Annotated in this window: 13 protein-coding genes; 2 read left to right on the top strand and 11 right to left on the bottom strand. The window is 40.6% G+C overall.

Annotated elements, in window-relative coordinates; genetic code table 11:
• Positions 1–154 precede the first annotated feature (154 nt).
• On the top strand, positions 155–3,934 hold the full coding sequence (locus ACHUFZ_RS14985) for a hypothetical protein (RefSeq protein ID WP_394127775.1): 3,780 nt from the start codon (positions 155–157) through the stop codon (positions 3,932–3,934).
• 60 nt (positions 3,935–3,994) lie between these two features.
• Here ACHUFZ_RS14985 and ACHUFZ_RS14980 read toward each other — a convergent pair whose 3' ends face one another.
• Positions 3,995–6,100, bottom strand: a complete 2,106-nt coding sequence (locus ACHUFZ_RS14980) for an AAA family ATPase (RefSeq protein WP_394127774.1) — start codon at positions 6,098–6,100, stop codon at positions 3,995–3,997.
• 160 nt (positions 6,101–6,260) lie between these two features.
• On the opposite strand from ACHUFZ_RS14980, the gene miaE reads away from it, so the two are divergent.
• Entirely contained in the window at positions 6,261–7,016 is a 756-nt protein-coding gene (gene miaE, locus ACHUFZ_RS14975) for a tRNA isopentenyl-2-thiomethyl-A-37 hydroxylase MiaE (RefSeq protein WP_394127821.1), read from the top strand.
• Positions 7,017–7,057: 41 nt separating this feature from the next.
• On the opposite strand, the gene pyrF is transcribed toward miaE, so the two are convergent.
• From pyrF to lon, 10 genes are all read right to left on the bottom strand, one after another.
• Positions 7,058–7,753 (bottom strand): orotidine-5'-phosphate decarboxylase, encoded by a 696-nt coding sequence (pyrF, locus tag ACHUFZ_RS14970; RefSeq protein WP_394127773.1) that lies wholly within the window; start codon positions 7,751–7,753, stop codon positions 7,058–7,060.
• 89 nt (positions 7,754–7,842) lie between these two features.
• The gene (gene lapB, locus ACHUFZ_RS14965; protein WP_394127772.1) at positions 7,843–9,012 is read right to left on the bottom strand and encodes a lipopolysaccharide assembly protein LapB; all 1,170 of its coding nucleotides are present in this window, start codon (positions 9,010–9,012) and stop codon (positions 7,843–7,845) included.
• A gap of 30 nt (positions 9,013–9,042) precedes the next feature.
• Positions 9,043–9,321, bottom strand: coding sequence for a LapA family protein (locus ACHUFZ_RS14960; RefSeq protein WP_134835346.1), 279 nt, complete (start codon positions 9,319–9,321; stop codon positions 9,043–9,045).
• A 138-nt stretch (positions 9,322–9,459) separates the two neighbouring features.
• Positions 9,460–9,741 carry an integration host factor subunit beta gene (gene ihfB, locus ACHUFZ_RS14955; protein ID WP_053438311.1) on the bottom strand — a complete coding sequence of 94 codons (282 nt, stop codon included), beginning with the start codon at positions 9,739–9,741 and terminating at the stop codon, positions 9,460–9,462.
• Between the two features lie 211 nt (positions 9,742–9,952).
• Positions 9,953–11,623: a 30S ribosomal protein S1 gene (gene rpsA, locus ACHUFZ_RS14950; RefSeq protein ID WP_394127771.1), complete on the bottom strand. Its 1,671-nt coding sequence runs from the start codon at positions 11,621–11,623 to the stop codon at positions 9,953–9,955.
• A 103-nt stretch (positions 11,624–11,726) separates the two neighbouring features.
• A complete protein-coding gene (gene cmk / locus ACHUFZ_RS14945; RefSeq protein ID WP_394127770.1) occupies positions 11,727–12,407 on the bottom strand; it encodes a (d)CMP kinase in 681 nt (226 codons plus the stop codon).
• A 141-nt stretch (positions 12,408–12,548) separates the two neighbouring features.
• Complete coding sequence (locus ACHUFZ_RS14940; RefSeq protein ID WP_394127769.1) at positions 12,549–12,842, bottom strand: ComEA family DNA-binding protein; 294 nt, start codon at positions 12,840–12,842, stop codon at positions 12,549–12,551.
• 135 nt (positions 12,843–12,977) lie between these two features.
• Positions 12,978–14,837 carry a peptidylprolyl isomerase gene (gene ppiD / locus ACHUFZ_RS14935; protein ID WP_394127768.1) on the bottom strand — a complete coding sequence of 620 codons (1,860 nt, stop codon included), beginning with the start codon at positions 14,835–14,837 and terminating at the stop codon, positions 12,978–12,980.
• Positions 14,838–15,015: 178 nt separating this feature from the next.
• The gene (locus ACHUFZ_RS14930) at positions 15,016–15,288 is read right to left on the bottom strand and encodes an HU family DNA-binding protein (protein WP_004414742.1); all 273 of its coding nucleotides are present in this window, start codon (positions 15,286–15,288) and stop codon (positions 15,016–15,018) included.
• A 193-nt stretch (positions 15,289–15,481) separates the two neighbouring features.
• Positions 15,482–17,833, bottom strand: a complete 2,352-nt coding sequence (lon, locus tag ACHUFZ_RS14925) for an endopeptidase La (protein WP_394127767.1) — start codon at positions 17,831–17,833, stop codon at positions 15,482–15,484.
• Between the last annotated feature and the right edge of the window lie 101 nt (positions 17,834–17,934).

Below are 17,934 nucleotides of genomic sequence, written 5' to 3'. Positions count from 1 at the left end.
ATGCTAGCTCACTAGCTAACTTTTACAGTCTTTCCTGTCTCCCATAGCCATAACTATGTCTCTGAACCCACACACATTTTTTCACATCAACGTGTATTGATGTTCTTAATACATGTAATATAAATATGTATTTAGTCCCATATAGGCAAAGATAGTGACACAAAAACTCCCTTTGAAGACCTGTCGCATTGATCAATTGTTAACGAAACAACGGCATACTTACCAAGAGTCAGAGCATGTGTCAGATCCCCAACGTTACATAGAAGCCCAGTATCTTGCAAAAATCCTTTGGCATTTAGAGCTCGACACTCCAAGAATCGATCGAGATCTGGCTATTGGACTGTTAAAAGGAAATATCCTTTGGGAAACCAAAAAAGGGAAAAAGATATCCTTAAAGGAGAACTTCGATTTTGAACTCCTAGAGGAACTAGGAATTATCATTTATGAACACAACTGGGTACGAATCAATGCAAGACTACCTAGCAAGCATAGTAGCAATGATTTTCATTCTTCAATGAAACCTTTGCTTCGCTTCACAGAAAAGTTAAAAGGCATTCTCTATGACTACAATTCCTATTTAAAGCCTGTCTCATTCTCAATTTCAAAAGAAAGCTACGAAGCTATTGTACCTAGAGGCTATGCTTTTTCTCATTTTTCTGTAGAAATAGAGGAAGCTAAAACGAGGTTAAAGGTAAAATTAAATGATGATGGCTGGGGGAATGGCTCACCAATATCAGATTATTTCTGGAAAATTTATCTTAGCAAGTCTGACCGTGATGAGGCGATAGATAGATTTTTCGACCTTAGAGCAGCATACAGCTATACCATAAGGTTTCCAAATTCTAAATCATTCAACAGAGAAGAGAGTGATGAGTTTGGTCACTTCTATGATAGATGCATTCAACAATCCAAACTAATTCAGCTATCCTTACTTGAATACAAAAACTATCTGATTAGTAGCAATTCTTTTGACATCAGTTTAATGTCTACCATTCATACGACACATATCGAACTTTCTAATGAAAGCAAGAATCGGAATGAGACAAAGAAATCACCAAACTCCCTCAATGATCTAAGAAAGATCTACAGTAACTGCGAAGATATCGACTTAAGTTCAGATATTGAATTGCTGAAATGGAGCAGCCGATATGATTCACACTATCACTACTTCGATGACCTTGCATACTTAGCTTTAAGAAACCTATCAAAAAAAGGCATCTATATTGATGACTACTTTGGGGGTAGATGTTCTGAAAAATTTGACGCAATTTTAAAACTATCAAAAACCCTTCCAGTACTTCGCCTTCTTATTATAAAACACATCCCCTTCGGCGCTGAAAACAGTGTTAACCTTTACTTTTTATCAAAGAGCGATCTTCTTCATATAGGTTTCAAGAATCTAATCAGAGAGGTTAAGAGTACATTTAGTCAAAATGATGAAGACTATAAGAATACAATTGAAAACACGATAGATTTGATATGTCAAACATCACTTAATGTATGCAAAAATGCAAACGATATAACCTTGTTGTCTCCAATCATTATAGAATTGGTAAAAAGTAACATAGGTGAATATAAATCAGAAGATGAGATTGACATAAAATGCTTAAATAACTTTTTATCATACATCGATGACCGTGACTCGATGAAGTTATTTATAGATATTTCAGACAATTTAAATTTGAACGAAATAGAAAATGATAACCGATATAAGATATATTTACTGTTTAGAATGTTAAATCATTTAGACTCTGTTGATTATATACTAAAAGAAAACTGCACCGTAAAAAATATAACAATAAAGTTAGTTGGATTTTACACACTAGTTATTGAAAAATCTCTTGATATAAATGACATCGTCATAGAATCTGATATATTCTATGACAAATTAGAGTGGTATTGTTTAGATAAAAAGGAAGTAGTTGAAGATTTTGTCAAAAAATTACCATCAACAAATAAGATAATTGCCAATTACTTTAAGTGTGACAGTTCATCGAGAATTGATTACACTAGGTCTATTGGGCATTACTTGCAAGTACTGAATAACTGTATAAAATTACAAAGATCAGATAAAGAAAAACTATTTAGAACTATCAAAGAACTCTCACTTTTCTTTGGTTTCAAGAATGATGAAATCCCATTTCCTATTTTTGGCGATTACTTACCAAGCTTATATAAACAAAATTATGATTTGTGGGACGCTATAACAGAAACACTCGATATACTAGATTATAATAAATTCAAAGAAATTGCGGATGAAGTTTCAGAGTATGCTCCTTATTCTATGGTTTTAATGCTATCTTCAAATACATTATTCTATAACAGAAAAAAATACATTTCAGAAATCCTAGTTAAATCAGAACTAGATATGGTGGAAGAAGTTAGTATCAGCGACTTGGAGAAAAGTTTTTCACTTTCATTAGAACAAAAACACTTGGAACTAGCACATAAGATACTAATTAAAGCTAACTCATTTTTTGATAAACATAATTATAAAGAAAATAGTATGTACAAACAAAGACTCTATAACTGGAGAGTCTTAGAGTACAAATATAATCTCCTCCAAATCTACTATTCAAACGCTACAAATGAGAAAAAATGGCAAGAGATAACTGAAGTTGAATTGCCAAAGAATCCTCATAAACACAATCATAACTTTAGTCATCCAGAGAATGAAGCAAAGTTATTTTACAGATATATTTTAGGGTTAGTCAAACTTACCTATGAACCTAAAACTTCACTAATAATATTTGAAGAACTATACAATAATTATAAAACAGATAATTTTTCTTATCTTACATTTGTAGCAGAAGTGAATGTTCTAGAAAAAGAAAACTCGAGTTCAGAACACTACAGAAAAGCAATTAAAAGCTATAAGAAGAAGACCAAAAACTTTAATTTTTTCGACCTTGACATTGAAAAGAAAGCATTTCTTCTAAATGTACTTTTTCTATCAAAGACCTATAACGAAATCCAAAGTCACTATATAAAGTTAGATGACATTGAGAAATATTCAAAATCAATATTATTAGTCTATAGCAAATACCTTAGAGTTGTTAATGATTTAGGCTCCGCAAGATCATTAATAGAAAGATACAAAGAATACAATTCACCATACGTTATTGATGACGAAATTGAGGCGGAGTATAGAAATATTGTAGGTGGTAATTCCTCTATCAGCAAATCACTAGATAAAGAAGAGTTAGTAAGTTATGACGAAAGCTTATCTGGTATCGGTATAAATGATGATCTAATTGACTTGGGATACTTGAGAAACAAATTCAACGAGATTAAAGGTCGTCCAGTAAAGGAATTATCACAGATCATATCTCCTAGCCCATCTGATCTAGATAGATTTCTATACAATGAAATTATCGCCTGCTCTAAAGAAATATTATCACGAGCAACTAATTTGGCGACTCTTCGAAAAAAGAAAAATGAAGACATTATAAATGATTGGTTCGTTTCTCTATTTAACTCTAGGTTCTGTTTATTCAAGCCTTACATGGCGGAACAAAGACGAATGGGTCAATCTGATACAAATAGTACAGGTGGAATCGGAGAATTAGATGGTTTAATTGTAGATACTGGATATGGCCCTATATCGATATATGAGGCTATGAACTTAGATTGTTTAGATAACACTGTAATAAACAAGCATTTAAATAAACTATCTAAGTATGATACGGTTGGTCTATCTCCTATTTTCGTTGTTTCTTTTTGTTACTTTAAAGATTTCAACATAAAATCTAATCAATATTTTGAAAACTTAAAGAAAAAACAATATTTAGGCTTTTCAGACATTGATCCTAAAACACATTCTATAAGACGAATTGAAGAGGATACAATTGCTCACTTAGCAACTGCTGTTGAAACTCGATATAGAGAGGGACAAGTTATCAAAATATTTCATATATTAATTGACCTAAGTTAGTTTTAGCCAAGCACAAAGAGCGAGCGAAAAGCTCATTCTTTGTGCTTGTTCTACCACAAGCTATAAACCAGCATTCATTAAGAATTCATCACAAGCCTTAGCGACATACTCAGGTATCAAATCATATTTCGTTGGATCAAGCTGACATATGTACTCATTCTCTATATGGTATGTTTCATTGATAAATTTTTGAATCACTGAGTTACCCACATCAAGCTCTTCATCTACTTCTTTAAATAAACGGAAAACCTGAAGCTTTTCGTAACCATTTGAGCAATTATCATACAGCTCTTTTAGTGATTCTTTAGCTTGTAATTGTTCAAGTACACTGCCGTATTCAAAACCATCAATTTTATCTAAAATGTCAGCAATACCACGGTCTAACTTTTCTGGTTCCATTATCGGCGAACCATCTACTCTCCTATCTTCTGCTTCTTCCAAAGTTCTAAGGTGTAGCAAGTTAGAAAGAACCTGATAAGCATCTCCCATCTCATCTGTAATCTCAAAATATCTGCGTAAGTATATTAACTTTAAAATAGAGTGAGCTTCAGTTTCTAAGTAATCTGTACAGATTTGAGAAAACGTTTTGATGTCACTCTTATCTATAGCTAGTTCGCTTATTAGCCCAGAATCAAACCTTAGATAAGAAGCGAACACCTGACTATCAAACTGTTTCTTCACCGCTTTCACAGTGTCAATGATTGGTTCAACATCATGAGTAAGCATCAAGACAGTCTTACTCTTTAAGCAGTTAGCAGGCTTTCTCCGAAAAAGCATTTCTAAAATTGCATACTTTTTATTCTTATCAAATGAAGAAATCGGATCGTCCAGAATGATCAAGTCAGGCTTCTTGGATAAGCACTCGTACATAAACAAGACAATTGCAAATGCGTTCCGCTCACCGAAGCTAAGATGTTGATCTCCACCAGAAACAAAATCGTCATGATCAATATGCTGCAATTTCAATTGGGATTGATCATCTTCTCCTGATATTTGCACTTTGTATTTATAACCAGCGTAAGATAGAAAACTGTTAATCTCTGTTTGATACTTTTCTACCAACTTTTTCATCACACCACGTTGTTGATTTAGCTTTCCTTGTAACTGACCAGCCTTAACTACGACTTCATCTATCGAGTTATTAATAGTGTCAATTTCTTGTTTGGTGGCATCCGAATTTAGTTCGGTAAGAAAAGCAAGATCGATCTTGTATGCATTGAGTTGATCTCGCACAGACTCATCTCTCTTAAAATCAAACCCTTTGAGTAATTTCAACTTAACCAGACGCTCAGACAAACGGTCAATCTGCGTTTTGATCTGTTTAAGATAATCGACATGTTCTGGCTCAAGACCATTTGGAAGAAGAGTTATATCTGTTAGTTTCTGCTTTGCTTCTTCAGTAAAGTAATTGCCAAGTTTGTTGATGACATCAATTATCTTTACCAAGTTTTTAATAACATTTTTGTCATATTCTTCACCTACTCTGGTAATTTGTTCTTTCTTCTCTGTAGTATCTGAAGAGCAGTAAGGACAACAATCTGACAACTCAGAAAACTGTTGTGAACCTTTTGTTTGCCAATCAATCCACGCCACATTGGAAGAACTACTGATGAAGGGTTGATATGCCTCTAAGCCTTCAGGGATATGTTGTAATTTATTTCCCTGAGAAAGACCTTTCATGCCTGTCGATTTCTGTGATAGTCCAGATTTTGTCAAGGTGAAAGCAGTACCTAATTCACTCAAATTACTAATGAACGTTTCCAGGTTCTCATTGCCATCAAACAACCCATTGATTTCTTTTACAATTGTATCGATTTCTTCTTCGACAACATTGTACGCATCGGTTCTGATAAAAATATCGAAGCTATTACTAACCAATTCATCTGATTGAAAAGTGAACTGACGTACATACTCCTCGTTGAAACACATAACTGAATTAACCTCAACATCAGAAGTTACTGAGGGTGCTTTTGAGTCAGGATTATCTGTTTTCAACTTAAACGGCATTAGGGAGTCGAGAGCATCGCCTTGTGAGTGCAGCGTAATAGCTCTTGCTATCGTGCTCTTTCCTGTACCATTTGGTGCAAATTTGATATTGAGTTTTTTATCTGTCAGTGCAATCGTTGCTGAGTCTATGCTGTTGCAATTTTCTATTGTGATATTCATTTATTGTTCTTATTCCTACCAACTTAACCAGACGTTATCTTACCTGATATGCAACAACGTCTTCTCTGATGCATTTCATAATTTCCTTCTTATAAAGAGTAAAACTAACCGTACTAAGCGTGTTAAGATTCTCGAAATAACCCGCAACTCTTTGTAAATGATGTACGAACAACTTTTAGCCCCTATTCATAACTTCCTAAAATGTTCAACACCAGACTCTTGGATTGAAGAGGCTCGTAAGCCTGAGAACCTATCGGTGATTTTAAGGGATCATTTACTATGTGAATTGAAAGCTTCGCAGAGTGCGGTTTTCCTGCTAAAACGCTATGTCTTAACCGAAGAAGGTAAAGAGCAGATTACTCAATTGGTTGAGCCTTATGAGCACTTTGCTTACAAAGGTATTGGCAGCCTTGAAACACTCAAAGGAAAAAGCAACATTTCTAAATCAATCAAGCCCAAAAATGGCTGTGCCTACGGGCAGGATATGATTGATAAAATGGTTCTACTGATTAGAGAAGAGCTACATCACTTCTATCAAGTTCTAGAAATCATTGAAGAGCAAGGCTTAGAATACCGCCCTGTTACAGCAAGCCGTTACGCCAAGGGGATGATTAAACATATCCGTACTTTTGAGCCAGCAGCGCTTATCGATAAGCTGATTATTGGTGCGTTCATTGAAGCTCGTTCTTGTGAACGTTTCGCTAAGCTTGCTCCTCATATGGATGAAGACATTGCCAAATTCTACGTGTCACTGCTTCGCTCAGAAGCTCGTCATTACCAAGACTACCTGACTTTAGCAGAAGAGATCGCCGGAAAAGATATCACTGAACGCATCGATTACTTCGGTCGTTTAGAAGCCGAGTTAATATCATCACCCGACAGTGACTTTAAGTTCCATAGTGGTGTTCCCGCTTAATAAAAAAGGATGCTTAGGCATCCTTTTTTATTAATCTGTGATTATGCTAGTGATGCATTAATCTCTGCTAACACCGCAGATGGATCTGCAGATTGAGTGATTGGGCGACCAATCACCAAGTAATCTGAACCAGCTTGAACTGCATCTACAGGAGTCATGATTCGCTTCTGGTCGCCTACCGCTGCACCTGCAGGGCGAATACCCGGGGTTACAAGCTTGAACTCTTTACCAAGCTCACTCTTAAGCATTGAAGCTTCTTGAGCAGAACATACTACGCCATCTAGACCTGAGTTTTTAGTTAGGTTAGCGAGACGAACCACTTGCTCTTGTGGGGCAATATCCAGTCCAATACCCGCCAAGTCACTCTGTTCCATACTGGTCAATACCGTTACACCGATAAGTAGCGGGCGATCTTTACCATAAGGCTCGAGAATCTCGCGTGACGCTGCCATCATACGCTCGCCACCACTTGCATGAACGTTTACCATCCACACGCCCATCTCTGCGGCTGCGCGTACTGCTTTAGAACAGGTATTTGGAATGTCGTGGAACTTAAGATCAAGGAACACAGAGAAACCACGTTTGTGTAGCTCTTTAACGAAATCAGGACCAAATAGTGTGAACATCTCTTTACCTACTTTTAAGCGGCAAGAGCTTGGGTCGATTCTATCAACAAAAGCGAGTGCGTCTGCTTGGTTATCATAATCCAGTGCGACAATTACTTTTTGGTCGATCATTTCATCTCCTAACTTACTTTAAACAAATCGAAAAAAAGCAGCGGGATCACCGCTGCCATTTGTTATGGGATTTACCCAATCTTTTAAAATCATTCACCATCCAATCCACGGATTGGCTTGATCGTCCCCCACCCTTTACAGGAAGGACAATGCCAATACATTGAATGGGTCGAGAAGCCGCACGTACGACAACGGTAATGGGGCTTCACTTTTAACTGTTCACCAACTAATTTCTGCAGCGTATCTAAGCTCGCTTTAGCTCGCCCTTCTTCCGCTTCAGCTAGATGGTAATCCATCAAGCGATAGAAACCTTTCATGGTTGGATTCTTTACCAGCTGGCGAGTCAATAGCTCTTGAGCCGCTCCTGGTCCATCATGTTTGGCCACCATTTGCGCCAGCATAAGCTCCGCCGACACGCCGGCTTTACTTACAATACATTGGCGTAAGAAATTCAGTAGCTCATCTTCTTGACCTAGATGGTGATAACACTCAGCCAGTGTTGGTAAAACTTCGCTAACAAAGTCACTATCTTGCTCTAACACCGCTTCTAAATGAGCGATAGTGCGCTTGTAATCTTCATCCTCTAGGTAGAGCTTACCAAGAGCAATACTCGCCCTAACGCATCTAGGATCTTCAGCTAAAGCCTTTCTGAAGTTTTGTCTAGCCTGCGCGTGGTTGCCGTCAGCTTGCTCTTGCATTGCAAGCTCACACCAAAAATGGCCAATGCTAGTACGCATACGCTTGCGGCCCATTTTAACCAATAAAGAAGCGTAGTGAATCGCTTTACTCCACTCACGTGTCTGCTGATAGATCGCGACAAGTTGCTGAAGCGCCGCTTCTCTATGATCAGGTTCATCCACAAGCTGCTCGAAGATTTTTTCAGCGCGATCCAAAAAGCCTGACGCCATATAGTCTTTTGCTAGTTGTTGAAGCGCGATGTTTTTTTGGTCAATAGTTAGACCTGAGCGAGAGATAAGATTTTGGTGAATACGAATAGCGCGGTCGACCTCTCCACGCGATCGAAACAAATTACCTAACGCTAAGTGCGTATCAATAGTTTCATTATCAACTTGAAGAAGTTCAATAAAGTGGTCTACCGCTTTATCAGACTGATCTGATAAAAGCAGGTTTAGACCCGTCACGTATTGACGGGATATTTGATTAGATTGTTTCTGCTTATCTTGTTGGGCACTGCGATTACCCATATACCAGCCATATGCTGCTGCAATTGGTAGTAATAAGAAGAGAATTTCTAACATCAAGTAACAGCCTACCTAATAAAAATCTTGTTAAGCTTTTTCTTGAGTCGGCTCAACAGCTGGAGGAGAAAGCTTATTAAGTTTCTTCTTCAGTTTTCGAACTTGGAGCTGCGATCTAAGGTGTAAGCCACCAAATACTAACCAAGCAAGGCTGAAACCAACCACGAATACTACACCTAGCAGTGTAGATAAGTGAAAGTCACCCTGAGCAATGAGGTAGTTGAATGTCACGATAGCTTGATTCTGAGAGCCTAATGCCAGTGCAATTAAGAATAGGGCCAGTACAAGAACGATTTTTATAATTTTCATAGTCCATCACCTAAGATTAGTTCTGCCGTACGATTATGCAGTAAAAGCTCGAAACAAACCATGGTTATCTCTGTAATTCGAGTTATAAAAAAGCGGCATACTTCCGTATGCCGCTTTTTTATCAATAGATTACGTCGCTTACCCTAGATTAACGCGCTCACGTAATTCTTTACCCGGTTTAAAGTGTGGAACGAATTTACCTTCCAACTCCACTTTGTCACCAGTTTTTGGGTTACGGCCGACTCTAGGTTCACGGAAGTGCAAAGAGAAACTACCGAAACCACGGATCTCAATTCGATCGCCACCTTCTAGAGTTGACGCCATATGCTCTAAAATATCTTTTACAGCATCTTCTATCTCTTTCGCTGAAAGGTGCGTCTGTTCTGCACAGAGTCTTTCAATCAATTCAGACTTAGTCATAGTTGCCCTCATAGAGTAATTTATCACTTATTATAGTAAGTAATACCAGTTCCAACAAACACTTGCCTTCAATTTTAGACAAAAATTGAACAATGTGTGTAGTGAAAAAGTGCTTTTTTCAGAACATCTTGTAGAGATTGGTATTACTACTAGTTATTACGTAAACATAAAAAAGGAGCCTTTCGGCTCCTTTTTCTTAAAAGCGATTTAATTATTCGCCTTTAGCTGCTTTGAAAGCGTCAGCCATAGCGTTACCGAACGAAGCATCGTCTGCTTTGTTCAGTGAAGCCATTGCTTCTTGCTCTTCAGCTTCATCTTTAGCTTTGATAGATAGGTTGATTACGCGGTTCTTACGGTCTACACCTGTGAACTTAGCTTCAACGCTGTCACCAACGCTTAGGATTAGTGACGCATCTTCGATACGGTCACGTGAAACTTCAGAAGCACGTAGGTAACCTTCTACACCTTCTTCAAGCTCGATAGTTGCACCTTTAGCGTCTACTGCAGTAACAGTACCGTTAACTAGTGCACCTTTCTTGTTATCTGCAACGTAAGCGTTGAATGGGTCATTTTCCATTTGCTTAACGCCTAGAGAGATACGCTCGCGCTCTGCATCTACAGCTAGAACTACAGCAGAGATCTCGTCGCCTTTCTTGTACTCACGTACAGCGTCTTCGCCTGCAACATTCCAAGAAATGTCAGATAGGTGAACTAGACCGTCGATGCCGCCTTCTAGACCGATGAAGATACCGAAGTCAGTGATAGACTTGATCTTACCAGTAACCTTGTCGCCTTTAGCTTGCGCTTCAGCGAAAGATTGCCATGGGTTAGCTTTACACTGTTTCAGACCTAGAGAGATACGACGACGTTCTTCGTCGATTTCAAGAACCATAACCTCAACTTCGTCGCCAACATTAACAACTTTAGATGGGTGGATGTTCTTGTTAGTCCAATCCATTTCAGAAACGTGTACTAGACCTTCAACGCCTTCTTCGATTTCAACGAAACAGCCGTAGTCAGTTAGGTTAGTAACGCGACCAGATAGTTTGTGACCTTCTGGGTAACGCTTAGCGATAGCTACCCATGGATCTTCGCCTAGCTGCTTAAGACCTAGTGATACGCGAGTACGCTCACGATCGAACTTAAGAACTTTAACTTGGATCTCGTCACCAACGTTAACGATCTCAGAAGGGTGCTTAACGCGCTTCCAAGCCATGTCAGTGATGTGTAGTAGGCCGTCAACGCCGCCTAGGTCTACGAATGCACCGTAGTCAGTAAGGTTCTTAACGATACCTTTAACTTCTGCGCCTTCTTGTAGAGTTTCTAGAAGCTCATCACGCTCAACGCTGTTCTCAGACTCGATAACTGCACGGCGAGAAACAACTACGTTGTTACGCTTCTGGTCAAGTTTGATAACTTTGAACTCTAGCTCTTTGTTTTCTAGGTGAGCAGTGTCGCGGATAGGACGCACGTCTACTAGAGAACCAGGAAGGAAAGCACGGATACCGTTTAGTTCAACAGTGAAACCGCCTTTAACTTTACCGTTGATGATACCAACAACAGTTTCAGCTTCTTCACAAGCTTTCTCAAGAACGATCCAAGCTTCGTGACGCTTCGCTTTCTCACGAGAAAGTTGAGTCTCACCGAAACCATCTTCAACAGCGTCTAGAGCTACGTCTACTTCAGCACCAACTTCAACTTCAAGTTCGCCAGCAGCGTTCTTGAACTGTTCAGCAGGGATAGCAGATTCAGACTTAAGACCAGCGTCAACAAGAACGAAACCGTTCTCGATAGCTACTACAGTACCTTTAACGATGCTGCCTTGTTGGAATTCTGTTTCGTTTAGAAACTCTTCAAAGAGTTGAGCAAAAGATTCAGTCATTTATTTAATCTTCAATAAATTAAACGTCCACGGGTTTCCTACCGCGTGGGGTTATTAAATTCGCCAGTCATCATCCTTGCGACCAACGCTCTGACCTAGCCGCCTAGGCGACTAGCTTAGATTCGATATATTGTAGTGCCTTTTCTACCACTTCGTCGATACTCATCGTAGTAGAATCTAGCAAAAGCGCATCCTCTGCAGGGCGTAATGGTGCCACTGGGCGGTTACGATCTCGGTCGTCACGCTCTTGGATCTCGCTCAAAAGGTCGTCAAATCTAACATCTAAACCCTTGCCTTGCAACTGTTTAAGGCGGCGAGTCGCTCGCTCTTCAGCGCTAGCATCAAGGAAAATTTTCACCTCAGCTTGAGGAAAAACAACCGTGCCCATATCACGACCATCGGCAACTAGGCCTTCGCCTTCGGCAAACGCACGCTGACGACGCAGTAATGCTTCACGCACGCGAGGTAACGCTGCTACTTTTGATGCCGCCATCCCCGTTTCTTCTTTACGTAGCTCACCAGAGACATCTTCGCCTTCTAGAATAACCTTCACTAAGTCGCCTTCCGCAACAAACTGTACGTCAAGGTGGGTAGCAAGTGGAACCAGTGCGTCTTCCGATTCTAAGTTCACACCGTGATGGATAGCAGCAAGTGCCAATACTCGGTAGATGGCACCAGAATCTAATAAGTGAAAACCTAGCTTGTTTGCTAACAGCATACAAAGAGTGCCCTTACCTGCACCACTTGGTCCATCAACGGTGACTACCGGTGTATGAGACGACATGTTTTACTCCGCGTTAGTTACTGGTCATTGCTCCACGCACTGACCTTTGTTTGGCGTGAAATTATAGAGGTAAATGTGTAGAGGTTCTAGGAAGATAATGGGGAAATTTAAAAAAGAGCGCGATTGCGCTCTCGTACAGGTTTATAACTTGATTCTATCTAAGTTGCGAGTAACTAGACCCTCACCTATCCCTTTAACCGCGGTTAACTCCTGCGCTGTTTTAAAGCTGCCATGCTCATCACGATACGAAACTATCGCTTGCGCTTTCTTTAGTCCAACACCATTAAGTAGTGCCGCTAGCTCCTCAGCTCCCGCACTATTGATATTGACGGTAATTTCGATCCCTTCGTATTTAGGATTAGTTTTACTGTCGGCAGCTAAACCTAACGGAGCCACCACGATTAAAGCCATAATTAACACTATCTGTTTAAACATTCCGATTTCCTTTCTATCAAGATGTCTGAACAGATTAATCAAGCTGGCAGCCGAGCTATAACGCTAAGCTAGAAAAACAAAACGGGCTGCAATTGCAGCCCGTTTTAATCTATATATCAATTACATTATGACTAGCTATTGAGTCACAACGTAGTATTCAATATCAATCGTTTTACGCAAGATGCTGATCAGGCCTGAAAGGTCTTGTTGAGCATTTGCTTGTGTCATTTGCTGAGCGATCTGTTCGTTATACATAGTATTAAACATTGAAGAAACATCCGTCAGTTCAACGACGACGATGTCACCATTCAGGTCTTTCGCTTGAGCAAACTCTACTTTACCTTCTTCAGGTTTCACCATAGAGAACACAACGTCTGCTAATGGAGAGCTACGGTCAACCGTTTCTGTTTCGCCGAATGCTAAACCATTTTCTCCCAATAAATCTTGCTTGCCTTGTTTAAGTTCAGCAACCAGTTTATCAGCAAGTTCGATAGCACTCTGTTCACCTTTCACTTTCGCTAGTGTCGTTGTCACTTGTTCGCGAACGTCTGCTAGTGGTAGAACCATCTCATCACGTGCGTCTTCAACGCGAACCACAATCACGTGCTCAGGTGCAACTTCGATAACCTCTGAGTTTAGGCCATCTTCTTTCACTTCTGGGCTAACGATAGCTTGTAATACAGCTGGCGTCTTCAATAGCTCAGGAGCGTCGACTTGAGAAATGAAGTCAGTGGTATGAATCTTAGCGTTGATTGCTTGAGCAGCATCATCTAAAGAATCAGGGTATTCGAACGCTACCTTTTCAAGTTCACTTTGCAGTTCGTAGTACTGATCGACTGCTTGCTGATCTTTTAGCTCTTGCTTGATTTGTGCTGCCACCTCTGAATATGGTTTAGCAACTGCATCTTTAAGTTCATCAAGCTTGATGATGTGGTAACCGAAATCTGATTTAACCAGACCTGTTGTTTCACCCACTTTCGTTAGAGCAAACGCTGCATCTTCAAATGCTGGGTCCATTACGTCACGTTCAATCCAACCTAGTGAACCACCTTCTGACGCGCTACCAAAGTCATCAGATTTTTCTTCAGCTAGTGTTGCAAAGTCAGCACCGGCGTTTAGTTCATCAAGAATCGCCTGCGCTTTAGCTTCATCATCGCCTTCAACTAAGATGTGACTTACACGGCGCTGTTCTTCAGATGAGTATTTATCTAGGTGTTCTTGGTAGTACTGCTTCGCTTGCTCTTCCGATACCTCAATACCGTCTTTAAGCTGCTGAGCAGATAGCTCAATGTAGGCTACTTTCACTTGCTCAGGGCGTGTGTAACGCTCTGAGTTTTGTTGGTAGTAGTCATTGATTTCATCTTCAGACAGTTGCGCTTTTGCCGCAAAGTCTGCTAGAGATAGCGTGACTTTCTTCACTTCACGAGTTTGAGTCAGTAGCTTGCTTTGAGCTTCTACTTCACCCGGTAGCGTAAAGTCACTACCTTGAATAGCATTAAGCAACTGGTTACGTACTAAATCACGACGCAGGTACTCTGCAAAGCTCTCTGCGTTGAAGCCAGCACGACGAAGCGCCGTTTGATAAATCTCTTGATCGAACTTACCGTCAATTTGGAACTGAGGCATTTCAAGAATCAGTGTACGTACTTGCGCGTCGCTCACACGTAACCCCAAAGCTTCAGCGTGTTGCTCAAGTAGCAAGTCGTTTACCATACGATCAAGTACAGATTTGCGGAAAGACTCTACGTAGCTAGGGTCAGCCAACAAGTTAGAGAAGTAATCACCAAGCTGAGCTTGCATACGATTACGTTCGTTTTGGTAAGCTTGTTCAAACTCACCACGGCCAATTTCAACATTACCTACTTTCGCAGCTGTGTTGTTTGAACCGCCAACAATGTAGCTACCAACACCTGCAAACACGAAAGATAGGATGATAAGTCCCAGGATAATTTTAACCGCGATGCTGTTAACGCCTTCGCGTAATCGGTCCATCATACTTAAACTACTCTCCGCTTATACATCGCACCAACATGATTGAAAAATTGCGCACGATATACTTCATTAAAATAAAAATTGATTAGCGCGATAATACCAGAAAAAGAAATGCGCATCAGTATGATGCGCATAATTTAAAAAGGTTCGAAAAAATCAGCCTAAATGGCGATTTTTTTGATTAGTTGCAAGAATCTTTAAGAGCTTTACCAGCTTTAAACGCAGGAACTTTAGCTTCTGCGATTTGGATTTCTTCACCAGTCTTAGGATTACGGCCTGTGCGTGCAGCACGAGTACGTACGCTGAATGTACCGAAGCCAACTAGAGCAACTTGATCACCAGACTGCAGAGTATCGCCTACTGCTTCGATGAATGCGTCAAGCGCACGGCCAGCTGAAGCTTTTGATAGGTCTGCGTTTTCTGCGATTTTTTCTACTAATTGTGTTTTATTCACTGTGATTCCCCTTTGCGCCACCTGGTTATTTTTTTATAGGTAGCTTAACGTTCCATTTCATTTCAAATTAGCGACAAACCCTTGTATAACAAGGCCCGAAGCTATAGTCGCTAACGTTAGCGTCCAAAAAAAACGCTGACAAGCCTTTTTATGCTTATCAGCGTAATCTTTTACTTATTTTTGCTACATATCACTATTTTACCGCAGCAAACTCGACACCAGACGGCTCATTTTCTAATGCAACTTTCAAAACTTCGTCGATCCATTGCACTGGAATCACCTTAAGATCGGCGATAACGTTATCAGGAATGTCTTCTAGATCACGTTCATTGTCTTTTGGAATCAGTACCGTTTTGATACCACCACGGTGTGCTGCAAGCAGTTTTTCTTTCAGGCCACCGATAGGAAGAACTTCACCACGTAGGGTAATTTCACCTGTCATACCCACTTCTGCTTTTACAGGGTTACCTGTTAGGCTAGAAACAAGTGCTGTACACATCGCGATACCCGCACTTGGGCCATCTTTTGGTGTTGCACCTTCAGGTACGTGGACGTGGATATCACGCTTCTCATAGAAATCTGGGTTAATGCCCAGCTTCTCAGCGCGTGAACGTACTACCGTCATCGCTGCTTGAATCGACTCTTTCATTACGTCGCCAAGCGAACCTGTTTGTGTCAGCTTACCTTTACCTGGCATCGACTCCGTTTCAATAGTCAGTAAGTCACCACCAACTTGAGTCCATGCTAGGCCCGTTACCTGACCTACTCGGTTGCTATCATCCGCTTTACCAAAGTCGTGGCGCTGAACACCTAAGTACTCTTTAAGGTTATCCATGCTTACAGTCACAGATTTCAATTGAGCATCCAGCAGAATATTCTTCACCGCTTTACGACAGATCTTCGAAATTTCACGCTCTAGGCTACGCACACCCGCTTCTCGCGTGTAGTAACGGATAATACCAATGATGGCTGAATCTTCGATCTCAATCTCGTGTGGCTTAAGACCATTGCGTTTCACTTGCTTCTCAACAAGGTGACGCTTAGCAATGTTCAGTTTCTCATCTTCGGTGTAACCCGATAGACGAATTACTTCCATGCGGTCTAATAGCGGACCTGGAATATCCATAGAGTTAGATGTCGCAACAAACATGACATCAGAAAGATCGTAATCGACTTCTAGGTAGTGATCGTTAAACGCGTTGTTCTGCTCTGGATCGAGAACTTCTAGCAGTGCTGAAGATGGATCGCCACGCATGTCCGATGACATCTTGTCGATCTCATCAAGAAGGAAAAGTGGGTTCTTCACGCCAACTTTAGACATCTTCTGGATAAGCTTACCCGGCATTGAACCGATATAGGTACGACGGTGACCACGGATTTCCGCTTCATCTCTTACGCCACCTAGTGCCATACGGGTATATTTACGCCCTGTTGCAGCTGCAATAGAACGGCCTAGAGAAGTTTTACCTACACCAGGAGGACCCACAAGACATAGAATTGGGCCTTTGAGCTTATTGATTCGGTTTTGAACCGCTAAGTACTCAAGAATACGTTCTTTAACACGCTCTAGACCGTAGTGGTCTTCGTTTAGAATCTCTTCGGCTTTGGCTAGGTTCTTCTTCACCTTAGAGCGCTTGTTCCAAGGCACACCTAACATCCAGTCGATGTAGCCACGAACTACGGTTGCTTCCGCTGACATCGGTGACATCATCTTCAGCTTTTGTAGCTCTTGCTCTGTCTTTTCACGCGCTTCTTGAGGCATTTTCGATTCTTCGATCTTCTGCTTGAGAGTCTCGAATTCATCAACGCCATCTTCGCTTTCGCCAAGCTCTTTCTGAATCGCTTTCATTTGCTCATTCAGGTAGTACTCGCGCTGCGATTTTTCCATCTGCTTCTTAACGCGAGTGCGAATACGCTTCTCAACTTGTAGCAGATCGATTTCAGATTCCATTTGCCCCATCAGGAACTCAAGGCGCTCGGTCACATCTTGAAGTTCTAGCACCGCTTGCTTATCAGCAAGTTTAAGAGGCATGTGAGCGGCAATGGTATCGGCCAGACGAGCGGCTTCATCGATACCGTTTAGCGAAGTGAGTACTTCTGGTGGGATCTTTTTATTGAGTTTGATAAAACCTTCAAACTGGTTAATTGCACTACGTACAATCACTTCTTGCTCACGCTCATCAAGCTCAGCTGTGGTTAGGTACTCAGCTTCAGCAAAGAAGAATTCATTCTCAATAAAGTGGTTAATTTTTGCACGCTGCTGACCTTCAACAAGCACTTTAACCGTGCCATCTGGTAGCTTCAGTAATTGAAGGATCGTCGCAACGGTACCAACTTCAAACATGTCCGATTGAGCTGGTTCGTCAGTATCCGCTTCTTTTTGCGCTACTAACAATACTTGCTTGTTGTTATCCATTGCAGCTTCAAGACATGCAATCGACTTTTCTCGGCCAACAAACAATGGAATTACCATGTGCGGGTAAACGACTACATCTCTTAGAGGTAGTACGGGGATCTCGATACGTTCGGAACGTTCCAAGTTCATATTATTCTCTCTTCCGCTTAGTCCTATCTGCAGTATATGGGGCTTAATTGTTTGGATTCAATGAAAGAATAAAAAAAAGGGAGTAATTGATTACTCCCTTT

This window comes from Vibrio hepatarius (assembly GCF_043642085.1).
Classification (GTDB): domain Bacteria; phylum Pseudomonadota; class Gammaproteobacteria; order Enterobacterales; family Vibrionaceae; genus Vibrio; species Vibrio hepatarius_C.
The sequence above is the reverse complement of the archived record's forward strand: the minus strand, read 5'-3'. Positions and strand labels throughout refer to the sequence as shown.

What these genes read in the sequence shown, in the direction of transcription:
- ACHUFZ_RS14980 (WP_394127774.1), bottom strand. Translation starts at nt 6,100, where the DNA reads ATGAATATCACAATAGAAAATTGCAACAGCATAGACTCAGCAACGATT.
- miaE (WP_394127821.1), top strand. Translation starts at nt 6,261, where the DNA reads ATGTACGAACAACTTTTAGCCCCTATTCATAACTTCCTAAAATGTTCA.
- pyrF (WP_394127773.1), bottom strand. Translation starts at nt 7,753, where the DNA reads ATGATCGACCAAAAAGTAATTGTCGCACTGGATTATGATAACCAAGCA.
- lapB (WP_394127772.1), bottom strand. Translation starts at nt 9,012, where the DNA reads ATGTTAGAAATTCTCTTCTTATTACTACCAATTGCAGCAGCATATGGC.
- ACHUFZ_RS14960 (WP_134835346.1), bottom strand. Translation starts at nt 9,321, where the DNA reads ATGAAAATTATAAAAATCGTTCTTGTACTGGCCCTATTCTTAATTGCA.
- ihfB (WP_053438311.1), bottom strand. Translation starts at nt 9,741, where the DNA reads ATGACTAAGTCTGAATTGATTGAAAGACTCTGTGCAGAACAGACGCAC.
- rpsA (WP_394127771.1), bottom strand. Translation starts at nt 11,623, where the DNA reads ATGACTGAATCTTTTGCTCAACTCTTTGAAGAGTTTCTAAACGAAACA.
- cmk (WP_394127770.1), bottom strand. Translation starts at nt 12,407, where the DNA reads ATGTCGTCTCATACACCGGTAGTCACCGTTGATGGACCAAGTGGTGCA.
- ACHUFZ_RS14940 (WP_394127769.1), bottom strand. Translation starts at nt 12,842, where the DNA reads ATGTTTAAACAGATAGTGTTAATTATGGCTTTAATCGTGGTGGCTCCG.
- ppiD (WP_394127768.1), bottom strand. Translation starts at nt 14,837, where the DNA reads ATGATGGACCGATTACGCGAAGGCGTTAACAGCATCGCGGTTAAAATT.
- lon (WP_394127767.1), bottom strand. Translation starts at nt 17,833, where the DNA reads ATGAACTTGGAACGTTCCGAACGTATCGAGATCCCCGTACTACCTCTA.